Raw genomic sequence first — 14,036 nt, 5'->3', positions numbered from 1 at the left:
CTGGATAGGGATGATAGACTAGTCACATGACTAGTTTGAGGGTGATCCTTATGCACACCTGGCCAGTACAAGATGCGAAAGCCCGTTTCAGCGAACTGCTCGATGCTTGCACTGTGGAAGGCGCGCAACTGATCACCCGACGCGGTGAGGAAACCGCAGTGCTGATTCCCATTGCCGAATGGCGACGACTGGTAGAGACGGCACGTCCTTCGCTAAAGGCGCTGCTTCTCTCTGATGTCGGCCGCGTAGATTTCGATCTTCCCAAACGCGGCGCACACCGTCGCCGACCGCCTTCGACCTAAGCGGGGATATGCGTGTTTTTGCTGGATACCAATATTGTTTCGGAGTTGCGCAAACCGCGTCCGCACGGTGCAGTCGTTGCATGGATTGAAGGTATTGGCGAAACCGATCTGCATTTAAGCGCCGTCACATTGGGCGAAATTCAGGCGGGTGTTGAACTCACGCGCGAACAGGATCTAAGCAAGGCTACGATCATTGAGACGTGGCTTGAACAAGTGGTTGCGACCTATAACGTGCTGCCCATGGATGTCGCTACATTCCGCTGTTGGGCCAACCTTATGCATCGGCAGTCGGATACTACGAATGAAGATGCCATGATCGCTGCTACGGCAATCGTCCATAAGCTGACGGTCGTCACTCGCAACACACGGGATTTCGAGCGCTTTCAAGTGCCATTACTTAATCCATTTTTGGGCTAGCGTTGCGCTCTGCTGCCCCGCAGCAAGGCCTGCACATCCCCCGCAGCTAAAATAAGCGGCTTTCCCCACCTTATCCCCCGGGAGCCGTTCATGGATTTCCGTTTCACCGAAGACCAGTTGTCCATCCAGTCCATCGCGCGCGATTTCGCGCAGAAGCGCATCGTCCCGGTGGCGGCCGAACTCGATGCCAAGGGCGAGTTTCCGCTGGACAACATTCGCGAAATGGGTCAGCTCGGCCTGATGGGCATCGAGGTGCCGCATGAATATGGCGGCGCGGGGCTGGATCCGATCGGCTACGCGCTGGCGGTGATCGAGATCGCCGCGGCGGATGCGGCCACCTCCACCATCATGTCGGTGAACAATTCGCTGTTCTGCAACGGCATCCTCAAGCACGGTACGGAAGAACAGAAGCAAAAGTATGTGCGTGCAATTGCGCAGGGCGATGCGATCGGTGCATACGCGCTGACGGAGCCGCAATCAGGTTCGGATGCCTCGGCCATGCACACGCGCGCATCGAAGAATGCCGATGGCGACTGGATAATCAACGGCAAGAAGAGCTGGATCACGTCCGGTCCGGTAGCGCGCTACATCGTGCTGTTTGCGATCACCACGCCGGGCATTGGCGCGAAAGGCGTGTCGGCTTTCATCATCGATACGCAGCGCCCTGGGTTCCATGCAGGCAAGACGGAGCCGAAACTTGGCATCCGTGCATCGGCGACCTGTGAAATCGAACTCAACGAGTACGTCTGCCCGAAGGACGATCTACTGGGCGAGGAAGGCAAGGGCTTTTCGATCGCGATGGGCGTACTCGACGCCGGCCGCATCGGCATCGCTTCGCAGGCGGTGGGTATCGCACGCGCTGCATACGAAGCGACGCTGCAGTGGTCGCGCGATCGCAAGGCGTTCGGTCAGCCGATCGGTACGTTCCAGATGACGCAGGCCAAGATCGCCGACATGAAGTGCAAGCTGGATGCCGCCACACTGCTGACGCTGCGTGCTGCGTGGGCGAAGGGCGAAGCGGAAAAGAACGGTGGACGTTTCGGCACTGAAGCCTCCGTTGCCAAGCTGGTCGCTTCCGAGGCGGCGATGTGGATTTCGCATCAGGCGGTGCAAATTCACGGTGGCATGGGCTATTCGAAAGAAATGCCACTGGAGCGTTACTTCCGCGACGCGAAGATCACGGAAATCTACGAAGGCACTAGCGAGATCCAGCGTTTGGTGATTGCTCGCGCGGAAACGGGCTTGCGTTGATCATGTAGGGTGGGGAGCAAGCCCCAGCTTCGACACGCGCAAGTATCGCGATGTTGGGGTTCCCCAGCTTACATAAACAGCGATAAAAAAAGCCCCGGCAGTGCCGGGGCTTTTCCGTTGACGCTTCAGCTTCCGCCTCAATGCCCGCGAGTCGGGTCCGGATCGAGGGGCTGCTGATGCTCATGGCGAGCCAGCTTGTGCGTGGTTTCGTCCATCTTGTCGCCAAGCATGCGACGCACGCTGACGTAGAACACCGGAATCAGCAGCAGGCCGAGGAAGGTGGCGAACAGCATGCCGCCGATCACGCCGGTACCGATTTCGTGGCGGGAGTTGGACCCGGCACCGGTGGACGTCACCAGCGGCAGCACGCCCAGGATGAAGGCCATCGAGGTCATTAGGATCGGGCGAAGTCGCAGGCGGGCCGCGGTGACCACGGCGTTGAACAGCGTCTGGCCTGCGGCCTGCTGCTCTACCGCGAATTCCACGATCAGGATCGCGTTCTTCGCGGCAAGACCGATCACCGTCACCATGCCGATCTTGAAATAGATGTCGTTCGGAAAGCCGCGCAGCATGGATGCGAGCACCATGCCCAAGAGGCCCAGGGGCACGACCAACAGCACCGCCACCGGAATCGACCAGCTTTCATACAGGGCTGACAAGCACAGGAACACGATGAAGATCGACAGAATCATCAACAGCGTGGCCGAGTTGCCGGCCAGCAGTTCCTGGTACGACTGGCCGGTCCAGTCAGCGCCGAAGCCGTGGGGCAGGTCGTTGCTCACAAAGCCCTGCAAGGTCCCCATGGCTTGGCCGGTGGAGTAGCCCTTATTGGAATCACCCACGATTTCGATTGCGGGGTAGCCGTTATAGCGAGTGAGCGAGGGTGCGGCCATGCTCCACGTGGAATGCACCACGCTGGACAGCGGAATCATGTTGTACGGGCCGTACGGCGAGTTCGTGCTGTTCGACGTGCTTGATGATGTACTCGACGTGGTGCTGGTACTCAGCGAGCTGGGCGTGTAGATGTGGCTAAGCGCATCCGTATCCATGCGATACGCTGCATCAGCCTGCACCATCACGCGCTTCACGCGGTCTTCGTAGATGAAGTTGTTGATGTAGACCGGCGCCAGCATCAGCTGGATGGCGGTGTACACGTCACTTACCGACAGTCCAAGTGCCCCGGACTGCACGCGGTCCACGGCGAGGTTGTACTGCGGTGCATCCGGCAGGATGTTCGGCCGGGTGCCGAACAGCACGGGGCTCTGGGACGCCTTGCCAAGCAACATGCCCATGGCCTGACCCAACTCGGCGCGCGACTGGCCGTTGCGTGCCTGCAGGTACATGTCCAGGCCACCGAACTGGCTGAGGCCGCGGATGGTCGGCAGGTTCACCACGAAGATGACCGCGTCCCGAATGCCAAAATGCAGCACGCCGTTGGCTTGGCGGATGAAATCATCAGCGGTGATCGAGCGCTCGCTCCAGTCCTTGAGCTTGATGAACACCATGCCGGCATTTTCACTGCGGCCCACGAAGCTGAAGCCGCTGATCTGGTACATGCCGACGTAATCATCTTTCAGCGGGCTGTGGTCCAGCGTGTCCTTGACCTCCTTCATGACCTGTTCGGAGCGCTCGAGGGAGGCGCCGGGCGGCAGGCTGACGATGGCCAACGCGAAGCCCTGGTCTTCGTTAGGCACGAAGCCGGTGGGTAGCTTGGTGTAGAGGAAGCCAGCCAGCATGGCGATCAGCGCGAACACGATCATCCAGCGAGGAGCGTGGCGGGCCGCACTGCCGATGTGACCTTGATAGGTGTGCGTGACCCAGTCGAAGGTCTTGTTGAACCAGCGATAGATGAAGTTCTTCTTTTCCTCGTGCGTGGGCTTGAGGATGGTCGCGCACAGTGCAGGGGTGAACGACAGCGCGAGGAACGCGGAGAAGCCCATCGATACTGCGATGGTCAGCGCGAACTGCTTGTAGATCACGCCGGTAGCGCCCGGCTGCAGGGCAGAGGGCACGAACACGGCCGCCAACACCACCGTGATGGCCACAATGGCGCCGGTGATCTGGCCCATTGCCTTGCGCGTGGCTTCCTTCGGAGGCAGGTTTTCCTCGGTCATGATGCGTTCGACGTTCTCGATCACCACGATCGCGTCGTCCACCACGATACCGATAGCCAGCACCATGCCGAACAGGGTGAGCTGGTTGATGGTGAAACCCATTGGAGCCAAGCCGATGAAGGTGCCGAGCAGAGCAACCGGAATCACCAAAGTAGGGATGATCGTGGCGCGGATGTTCTGCAGGAAGATCAGCATCACGAAGAAGACGAGGATGATCGCCTCGATCAGCGTGTGTACCACTTCATTGATCGACACGCGCACGAACGGCGTGCTGTCGTACGGCGCGAACCAGGTAACGCCCTGCGGGAAGTCCTTGGACAGTTCGTCCATCTTCGAGCGCACGGCCTCGGCCACTTGCAGCGCGTTCGCACCCGGCAGCAACTGCACACCGAAGCCGCCCACTGGCTGACCGCTCCAGGTGGAGACGAAGCCATAGGTCTGCGGACCAAATTCGATGCGTGCAATGTCCTTCATGCGCACCACGGTGCCGTCCGGATTGGCACGCAGGATGATGTTGCCGAACTGCTCGGGCGTGTTGAACAGCCCCTCGGCCGACACCGTGGCGGTGAAGCTCTGCCCGTTGGGGGCGGGATCGGAGCCCAGCGAGCCGGCAGCGAACTGCACGTTCTGGGCGGAGATCGCGCCTTCCACCTGGGAAGCCGAAAGGCCGTAACCCTGCATCTTGTCCGGGTTCAACCACACACGCATGCCGTACTCGGAGCCCACCTGGAAGGTGCTGCCCACGCCGGGAATACGGCCGATCTGGTTGATCACCTGCGAACCGACGATGTCACTGAGGCGGTTGCTGTCGATCTCCGGATTGTTGGAGATCAGACCCACGAACATCAGGAAGTCCGGGTTGGCCTTGGCCACCACCACGCCCTGCTGCGTCACCGCGGCCGGCAACTGCGGCTGCGCCAGCGACACTTTGTTCTGCACCTGCACCTGCGCGATGTCAGGGTTGGTGCCGGTGGCGAAGCTCAGCGTGATCGTGGATGTGCCGTTCGAGTTCGATGCCGAACTGAAATACAGCAGGTTATCGACGCCGGTGAGCTGCTGCTCGATCACCTTGGTGACCGTATCTTCCATGGTCTGGGCGCTGGCACCCGGGAAGGTGGCCGTTACCGTCACCTGTGGCGGCGCGATGTTGGGGTAGGACTCCACACCCATGCCCAGCACCGAAATGATGCCGACCAGGGTGATCAGAATGGCGACCACCCAAGCAAAAATGGGGCGATCGATAAAGAAACTCGGCATCAGTGTTCTCCTTACTGATGACCAGCGGCAGCAGGACCCTGGCCGGCCGGCGCCTGATCAGGCTTCCACGGGGTCGCCTTGGCGGGCGCGCCTGGCTTGACGCCCTGGACGCCCGAAACGATTACCTGGTCACCCGAGTCCAGGCCGTTGCTGACGATCCAGTCATGGCCAAGCATGGTGTCCGCCGTAACGCGCTTCTGCGCGACGTTGCCATCCTTGCCGACCACCAGGGCGTAGGCGCCGCCGGGATCACGCTGGATGCCAGCCTGCGGAATCAGGAACACCTTGTTCAGCGCACCCATGTTGGCGGTGAGTGTGACGTACATACCTGGTAGCAGGCGGCGGTCGGCGTTCGGCACCACGGCGCGCAGGTTGATCGCGCCGGTGGTCGGATTGACCGAGGTGTCGGAGAAGTTGAGCGTGCCGGGCTGATCGTACTTGGCGCCGCTGGGCAGGGTGATCTGCACTGTGGTCTTGTCCTGCGCAGCCAGCTGTACGTTGCCCTTGGCCTGAGCGTGGCGCAGCGTGTCGAGGTCGGCGGCGCTAAGGGTGAAGTTCACGTACAGCGGGTCGAGCTGGTCCACGGTGGTCAGCAAGGTGGCGTTGGCGCCCGCATCGGTAGTGCTATTGCCGACGATCGCGCCTTCGGTCACCTGTTGCTCGCCGGCCCGGCCGTCGATCGGAGAAGTTACGTCGGTGTAGCCGAGATTGACCCGGGCAGTCTGCACGTTGGCTTGGGCCTGCCTGACCGCGGCTTGTGCCGAGCGCTCGTTGGCCTCATCGGTATCCACCTGCTGGTGCGAGATGTAGCCCTGCGGCACCAGTTGGCGATCGCGGTTGGCGATGACATGGGCGTTGGTGTAGCTGGCCTGGGCGGAGGCCAGCGATGCCTCGGCGTTAGCGAGGGCGGCCTTGTAGGTTGCCGGATCGATTTGGAACAGCAACTGGCCCTGCTTCACGTCCGTGCCTTCGGTATAGACGCGCTTGAGCAGTACGCCCGATACGCGGGCGCGCACGTCGGCACTGCGATACGCGGACAGGCGACCCACCAGGTCCTTGGTCAGCGGCACGTTCTGCGACTGGGCTTCAACCACCCCTACCGTCGGCGGCGGCATCTGGGGCGGACCTTGCGTCTTGCTGCTGCAGGCAGCCAGTGCCAGCAGGCTCAGGCACAGCACCGGGGTGCGCGTTGACGTCGACTTCATGAGAACTCCATGACTTGCGTAAATCGGGATGGTGGACGGGCGTAGCTCGCCCGGCGCCCGGCTGTTCCGGCCGGAAAGGCTTACGTTTATAGGATTCGGGTTTACTTTTCCTGTGTCGATGGTCCCGCCAAGCGGACATCCGAACAAGACTATACCGGTCAGTTTACAATTTATTCTTCACGGGAATCCAGCCTTTCGCGAGGATGACTTGCGGCACGGGCGATCGATTGCCTTGTTGTGAACAAAGCAAAGGCTGGGCAGTGGCTCATCAGACCGTGCAGTGAAACCCTCATGGCCGTCGTTCCTACGCGCGCGGAAATGACGGTCATGACGCACGCACAACAGCGACATTCGATCGAGCTGCACCGCAATGGGAAGAGATTTGCACAACGCGTGTTGCTGCGCTGCCGATAGATTCAGTGCAACACGAAGCGTATCCTTTTAAGGCTTTCTGCTCCACATACCCCATCATCTCCACTTCTTAAGTAGAAGCCATGAATGCGATCCGTGCGGCCAACGACATTCCTCTTGTGTCTGTCGTATTCGAAGAGTTGAAAAAAAGCGGTTATCCGACCAAGCGCCTTGATGAGGCGCAATTTTTTATCGGCGCCTTTTTCGCGCGCATCGCCAGCACCGACGTCGACCTGCACACGCCCGCCGAGTGGGCCCAGGTGATCACCGGGTTGCTCGATTTCCTGCAGCAGCGCACACCCCAGCGCGCAGCGGTACGTGTCATCAGCGCGGCGCATACGGCGCGTAGCGCGGTGGAAATCATCACCGACGACATGCCGTTCCTGGTCGACACGACGAGCATGATCCTGTCCGAGTATTCGCAGATCCACCTGGTGCTGCATCCGGTGGTGAAGGTGAGCCGCGATGCGAGCGGCCAGCTGCAACGCATTGGCGACGATAACGGCGCGCCAGAATCCGTGATGCATTTCGAGGTGGACAGCATCCTCGACGAAACCATCCAGGCGCAGCTCAAGAAGCGTATCGAAGACGCATTGGACGATGTGCGCGCAGCCGTGCGCGACTGGCGTGCCATGGGCGAGAAGGCGCTGTCGATTGCAGCGGATCTGCCCAATCGCAAGCTGCCGCTGGATGCGGCTTCAATTCAAGAGGCGAGCGAATTCCTGCGCTGGCTGGCGGACGAAAATTTCACCTTCCTGGGCTATCGCGAATACGAAGTGGCGAAAGCCGGCGACGACGAAGTGTTGCGTCCCATCGAAGAGTCGGGCCTGGGCATTCTGCACAAGAGCGAGCGCTCGCTAGCGCCGCGTTCCTTGCGTTCGCTGGCCGCGCACGACCTGCCGCAATCCGGTTCATACGACGCGATTATCCTGACCAAGACCAATGCGCGCTCGCACGTGCATCGCGCCGGCAACATGGATTACGTGGGCGTGCTGAAGTTCGACGCCAACGGCACACCGGTTTCCGAGCAGCGCTTCCTCGGTCTGTTCACCTCCAATGCCTACATGACACGTACGCAGGACGTGCCGCTGGTGCGTCAGCGCGTGGAAGCGGTGATGGCGCGCTCGGGCCTGAAGCGTGATGCGTATTCCGGCAAAGCGTTGCGCCACATCCTGGAAACCTTGCCGCCGGAAGAGCTGTTCCAGAGCACGGAAGACGAGCTGTTCGCTACCGCCACCGGCATCCTGGAGTTGCAGCAGCGTGCCCGCACGCGGTTGTTCGTGCGCCGCGATCGCTATGGCCGCTTCTTCACCTGCCTGGCATTTGTGCCGCGCGAGCGTTTCAACACATCGGTGCGCGAGCGTATCGAAGCCATGCTGCTCGACGTGTTCCACGGCGAGAGCCTGGATTCCAACGTGCTGATGGGCGAATCCGCCTTGGCGCGTCTGCACGTCACCGTGCGTCCGCACTTGGGCGAACATCCGAAATTCAATGTGCAGGAACTGGAGGCGCGCCTGCAGCACATCGTGCGCAACTGGTACGACGGGTTGCGCGACAGCCTGATTGGCCAAGTGGGCGAGGCGCAAGGCGTGGCGTTGTTCAACCGCTTCGGCAAACTGTTGCCGGCGGGCTACATCGAAGATGTGGCGCCGGAACAAGCTGCGCTGGACGTGACCGCACTCACCACGCTCAAGAGCGACGATTCGATTCACCTGCATCTGTACGAAGACGCCCGCGACCAGAGCCTGCGTTTCAAGGTGATCCACGTCGGCGCGCCAATACCGCTGTCCGAAGCACTGCCGATGCTGGAAAACATGGGCGTGCGCATGCTGGCCGAGCATGTCTACACGTTGGAAAGCGAAGGCCGCACGCTCACCATCCACGACTTCGAGCTGAAGACAAAGCACTCGCTGAAGTTCGACCTGACGCATCTGCGCGATCGTTTCGAGCGCGGTTTCGAGGCACTGTGGCGCGGCCAGGCCGAAAGCGATGGCTTCAACAACCTCGTGCTGCTGGCGCAGGCCGACTGGCGTCAGGTCGCCATGCTGCGCGGCTACTGCAAGTACCTGCAGCAAGTTGGCATCGCGTTCTCGCAGAGCTACATGGAGGAGACGCTCAATCGTTATCCGGCGATTGCCGGGCTCCTGATTGAGCTGTTCGGCGCGAAGTTTGATCCGCGCCGCGAACTGCTTGGCGCTGCTGAGCTGGAAAAGGCCCAGGCCGATCTGCGCCGCGAGATGCAGGCGTTGATTCCGGTCGAGACTCAGAAGACCAAGCCGGAGCTGATCGAAGGGATCGTCAAGGCGCTGGCCGAGAAGCGCGACCAGCAGATCCACGAGCTGTGGCAGGCACTGAAGTCGCTGCTGGATGACGTCGCCAGCCTCGACGACGAGCGCATCGTGCTCAGCTTCATGAATACGATCCGCGCCACGTTGCGCACCAGCTTCTATCAGAAATGGGACGATGCGCATCGTCATTACATCAGCTTCAAGTTCGATTCGAAGCAGGTGCCGGACGCGCCCAAGCCGGTGCCGTATCGCGAGATCTTCGTGTACTCGCCACGCGTGGAAGGCGTGCATTTGCGCTTCGGCCCGGTGGCGCGTGGCGGTCTGCGCTGGTCGGATCGCCGTGAAGACTTCCGCACTGAAGTGCTGGGCCTGGTGAAGGCGCAGATGGTGAAGAACACCGTGATCGTGCCGGTGGGTTCGAAGGGCGGTTTCTTCGTCAAGCATCCGCCGGTGGGCGGCGATCGCGATGCACAGCTGGCGGAAGGCATTGCTTGCTATCGCCTGTTCATCAACGGGCTGCTCGACATCACCGACAACCTGGTGGAGGGCAAGGTGGTGGCACCGCACGATGTCGTGCGTCACGACGATGACGATCCGTATCTGGTGGTGGCGGCCGACAAGGGCACGGCTACGTTCTCGGATATCGCCAATGCGATCTCGATCGAACACGGCTTCTGGCTGGGCGATGCGTTCGCATCCGGCGGCTCGAATGGCTACGACCACAAGGGCATGGGCATCACCGCCAAGGGTGCGTGGGAATCGGTGAAGCGCCACTTCCGTGCACTGGGCCGCGACTGCCAGAGCGAAGATTTCACCTGCGTAGGTATCGGCGACATGTCGGGCGACGTGTTCGGCAACGGCATGCTGCTGTCGCGGCACATCCTCATGGTGGCCGCGTTCGATCATCGTCACATCTTCCTCGATCCCAAACCCGATACGGCCAAATCCTTCGTCGAGCGGGAACGCATGTTCAAGCTGCCGCGTTCGAGCTGGGATGACTACGACAAATCGCTGATCTCCACCGGCGGCGGAGTGTGGCCGCGCAGCGTGAAGTCGATTCCGATTTCGCCGGAAGTGCGTGCGGCCCTTGGCTTGCGAGCCGATGTGCAGCACATGGCGCCGAACGAATTGATGAGCGCCATTCTCAAGGCGCCGGTGGATCTGCTTTGGAACGGCGGCATCGGCACGTACGTGAAAGCGGCTAGCGAAACGCATGGCGACGTGGGCGATCGCGCCAACAACGCGCTGCGCATCAACGGCGCGGAACTGCGTTGCAAAACCGTGGGCGAGGGCGGCAATCTCGGCTTCACACAGAAGGGCCGCATCGAGGCTGCGCAGCATGGCGTGCTGCTCAATACCGACTTCATCGACAACTCCGCCGGTGTGGACACCTCCGACCACGAGGTGAACATCAAGATCCTGCTCAGCGATGCCGTGCAGCGCGGCGAGATGAGCGTCGATGATCGCAATCGCCAGCTTGCGGTCATGACGGATGAGGTCGGCGATCTAGTGCTGTGGGACAACTATCGCCAGAACCAAGCCATCACGCTGATGGAGCGTCAGTCGGTGAAGCGTCTTGGCTCGATGGCGCACTTCATCCGCACGCTGGAAAGCGAAGGCTTGCTCGATCGCCAGGTGGAAAATCTGCCCAGCGAAGCGGAGCTTACGGATCGCAAGACGCGCGGCCAGGGCATGACGCGTCCTGAACTGTCAGTGCTGTTGTCGTACGACAAGATTCGTCTGTATCAGCAGCTATTGGATTCAGACGTGCCGGAAGATCCGTTCCTGTCGAAGGAACTGGTGCGTTATTTCCCGCGTCCGTTGCACGAGAAGTACGCCGCGCACATGCAGCGCCATCGCCTGAAACGCGAAATCATCGCCACCGCGGTAACCAACTCCACCCTCAACCGTATGGGCGCCACTTTCATGATGCGCATGCAGGAAGACACGGGGCAGGGACCGGCAGCGATCGCCAAGGCGTATACAGCAGTGCGCGAAATTCTTGGCGCGCGCGAGCTGTGGGCCGAGATCGAAGCGCAGGACAGCAAGGTCGCCGAGAGCACACAGGTCGATGCGATCATGCAGGTTTGGTCGCAGCTGCGGCATCTCACGCGCTGGCTGCTCAGCCGCCCGAGCGGCACGCTGGAAATCGCTGCCAACGTCGAGCGCTATCAGTCCGCGGTGGCCGAGCTCAGCGCCACGCTTCCCGACGTGCTGACACCGGCCGGCAAAGCCGACTTCGCCACCAGCCAGGAGAAATGGGAAGGCTTGGGCCTGCCCACTGATCTCGCACTGCGTCTGGCGAAGCTTCCGGAATTGCGCGCCATGCTCGACATGGTGGAAGTGGCGCGGCAGACCGGACAGCCGATCGCCAAGGTGGCCAATGTGTTCTTCGAACTCGGCCAGGCACTGGACCTGGAATGGCTGCGCGGCCAGATCGAAGCGTTGCCGGTCGAAGGCCATTGGCATGCACAGGCACGCGGCTCGCTGCTGGACGAACTCAGTCACCAGCATCGCGCGCTGGCGATCCAGGTGTTGGGGTTGACCGGTAGCAGCAGCGACGTGTCGCCGGTGCAGGCATGGCTCAACCGCGATGACGCCACGTTGAAGTACACCCGCAGCATGCTGGCGGAGATCCTCACGCAGAATGCGGATTACCCGATTGCTTCGGTGGCGGTGCGTCGTTTGGCGCAGTTGGCGCAGGTGCCAGTGACATAAGTGGTGTTCACTCTCGCCGAACATTGCTCCCTCCCCTACGTGCAGTAGGGGAGGGCTGGGGTGGGGTGAAGTCTTCAACCTCGCGGTGAGTTCAAGCTATACGGCAAGCTGACGCGACCCCACCCCAACCCTCCCCTGCACGCAGGGGAGGGAGCATGAGCCCAAGCATAGTCAGCTCACGCTACGTATCGTAAGCTCGATCGCCTAAGCAAACAGATGGATCTCAAGCCATGCGTCTTGCGTTCGTCGCCAGCGAAACCAACATTGCCCAGCAAGCGCGCCGCAAACTCGTGGAACGCTATGGCGACGTGCCCGCTGCCGATGCAGAGGTGATCGTCGCGCTTGGCGGCGACGGTTTCATGCTGCGCACCTTGCATGCTCATCGCGCAGTTGGCATACCGGTATATGGGATGAAGCTGGGACGCGTCGGTTTTCTGATGAACAAGCATCATCTGGATGAGCTCCCCGAACGCATCGCACGTGCCCACGCGGCGGAGCTATTTCCGTTGGAGATGGAAGCGATCGATGGCGATGGCCAAACGCGCAACGCCCTCGCTTTCAACGAAGTATCCCTGTTGCGGCAGACCAACCAGGCCGCGCACGTCGAAGTGAAGCTCAATGGCATTGTGAAGCTGCCGAACCTGGTGTGCGACGGCATCCTGGTGTCCACGCCCGCCGGCTCCACCGCCTATAACCTTTCCGCACACGGTCCGATTCTTCCGCTGGACGCCAACGTGCTGGCGCTTACGCCCATCAGTCCGTTTCGTCCACGCCGCTGGCGTGGCGCAATCCTGCCGCATCGCACGCTGGTGAGTCTGCGTGTACTCGATCCCGGCAAGCGCCCAGTCAGTGCCACCGCGGATTTTCTGGAAGTGCGCAACGTGCGCTCGGTGGAAGTGCGTCAGTCCCGTGAGCAGGGTGTTCGGCTGCTGTTTGATCCGGAGCACAATCTGGAGCAGCGCATCCTGGACGAACAATTCGCGCAGGACTGATGTCGGTTGGGGTTTGCACCCCAACCTACGCTTTTGCGCTAGATTGATCCTCATGGCACGCTCGACCAAAACCACTCAGGATTCCAACACCAACGGCGATAACCAGCTGGTCGTCGCCATTTCATCGCGCGCGTTGTTCGACCTTGGTGATAGCCATGCCTTGTTCGAACGGGAAGGGCTGGATGCCTACCGCGGTTTCCAGATCGAACACGAGGACGAGATTCTGCAACCTGGTGTGGCGTTTCCGCTGGTGCAGAAACTGCTGGGCCTCAACAAGCTCGCAGGTGACGTGCCACCGGTCGAGGTCATCCTGTTGTCGCGCAATTCGGGTGACACGGGGCTGCGCATTTTCAATTCCATCCAGCATTACGGGTTGGAGATCAGCCGTGCGGCATTCACTAGCGGTGCGCCGACGTCCGACTACATTGCACCGTTCAAGACGGATCTTTTTCTTTCAGCCAATGCCGAAGATGTTGGTCGTGCGTTGAAGGCGGGCGTGGCAGCCGCAACGATTCTGCCTTCCACTGCGCCGCCGCGTGCCAGCGAGCAGCTGCGTATCGCGTTCGATGGCGATGCGGTGATCTTCGGCGATGAAGGCGAACGTGTTTCGCGCGAAGAAGGTCTGGAAGCCTTTCATCGCAACGAAACCGAGCTGGCCGAACAGCCGCTGTCGGTTGGACCGTTCCGCGGTTTTCTTACCGCGGTGCATCGCCTTCAGGCGGCGTTTCCTGCAGAGAACTCCCCCATTCGCACCGCGTTGGTTACCGCGCGTTCCGCGCCTGCGCATAAGCGCGTGATTCTTACCTTGCGCCGCTGGGGTGTGCGCATCGACGAGGCGCTGTTTCTCGGTGGGCGCGACAAAGGGCCGTTCCTGGATGCTTTTGGCGCAGATATCTTTTTCGATGACTCGCCGGCGAATGTGGAATCTGCGCGCAAGCATGTCGCGACAGGGCATGTGCCGCATGGGGTAAGCAACCCGTAATTACATGGACTCGCCCCCGCGCTAAATAAGGCCTCATGGGCCAGCGGTGGAGAGTAAAACTATCCACCGTTCTGTAACGAGCGAGGGCGAGTCCATGAA

General features: G+C 61.0%; 8 protein-coding genes. 6 read left to right on the top strand and 2 right to left on the bottom strand.

Going from position 1 to position 14,036, the window contains the following annotated elements; translation table 11 throughout:
* The first annotated feature begins 50 nt into the window (after positions 1 to 50).
* The 3 genes from QQJ86_RS22155 to QQJ86_RS22145 all read left to right on the top strand — a co-directional run bounded on the left by QQJ86_RS22155 (position 51) and on the right by QQJ86_RS22145 (position 1,970).
* Positions 51 to 302 carry a type II toxin-antitoxin system Phd/YefM family antitoxin gene (locus QQJ86_RS22155; protein WP_284323150.1) on the top strand — a complete coding sequence of 84 codons (252 nt, stop codon included), beginning with the start codon at positions 51 to 53 and terminating at the stop codon, positions 300 to 302.
* Between the two features lie 12 nt (positions 303 to 314).
* Entirely contained in the window at positions 315 to 719 is a 405-nt protein-coding gene (locus QQJ86_RS22150) for a type II toxin-antitoxin system VapC family toxin (protein ID WP_284323149.1), read from the top strand.
* 90 nt (positions 720 to 809) lie between these two features.
* Entirely contained in the window at positions 810 to 1,970 is a 1,161-nt protein-coding gene (locus tag QQJ86_RS22145; RefSeq protein ID WP_284323148.1) for an acyl-CoA dehydrogenase family protein, read from the top strand.
* 137 nt (positions 1,971 to 2,107) lie between these two features.
* Here QQJ86_RS22145 and QQJ86_RS22140 read toward each other — a convergent pair whose 3' ends face one another.
* Together QQJ86_RS22140 and QQJ86_RS22135 are read right to left on the bottom strand one after the other, a co-directional pair.
* Positions 2,108 to 5,341, bottom strand: a complete 3,234-nt coding sequence (locus QQJ86_RS22140) for a multidrug efflux RND transporter permease subunit (RefSeq protein ID WP_284323147.1) — start codon at positions 5,339 to 5,341, stop codon at positions 2,108 to 2,110.
* Positions 5,342 to 5,352: 11 nt separating this feature from the next.
* On the bottom strand, positions 5,353 to 6,546 hold the full coding sequence (locus QQJ86_RS22135; protein ID WP_284323146.1) for an efflux RND transporter periplasmic adaptor subunit: 1,194 nt from the start codon (positions 6,544 to 6,546) through the stop codon (positions 5,353 to 5,355).
* A gap of 494 nt (positions 6,547 to 7,040) precedes the next feature.
* On the opposite strand from QQJ86_RS22135, the gene QQJ86_RS22130 reads away from it, so the two are divergent.
* From QQJ86_RS22130 to QQJ86_RS22120, 3 genes are all read left to right on the top strand, one after another.
* On the top strand, positions 7,041 to 11,963 hold the full coding sequence (locus QQJ86_RS22130) for an NAD-glutamate dehydrogenase (protein ID WP_284323145.1): 4,923 nt from the start codon (positions 7,041 to 7,043) through the stop codon (positions 11,961 to 11,963).
* A gap of 230 nt (positions 11,964 to 12,193) precedes the next feature.
* Positions 12,194 to 12,955, top strand: coding sequence for an NAD kinase (locus tag QQJ86_RS22125; protein ID WP_284323144.1), 762 nt, complete (start codon positions 12,194 to 12,196; stop codon positions 12,953 to 12,955).
* 52 nt (positions 12,956 to 13,007) lie between these two features.
* A complete protein-coding gene (locus tag QQJ86_RS22120; protein ID WP_284323143.1) occupies positions 13,008 to 13,937 on the top strand; it encodes a 5'-nucleotidase in 930 nt (309 codons plus the stop codon).
* Positions 13,938 to 14,036: the final 99 nt, after the last annotated feature.

It is taken from the genome of Dyella acidisoli (assembly GCF_030160295.1).
GTDB classification, from domain to species: domain Bacteria; phylum Pseudomonadota; class Gammaproteobacteria; order Xanthomonadales; family Rhodanobacteraceae; genus Dyella_B; species Dyella_B acidisoli.
Note: the sequence above shows the minus strand (reverse complement) of the source record. Positions and strands in the feature narration are given on the sequence as shown.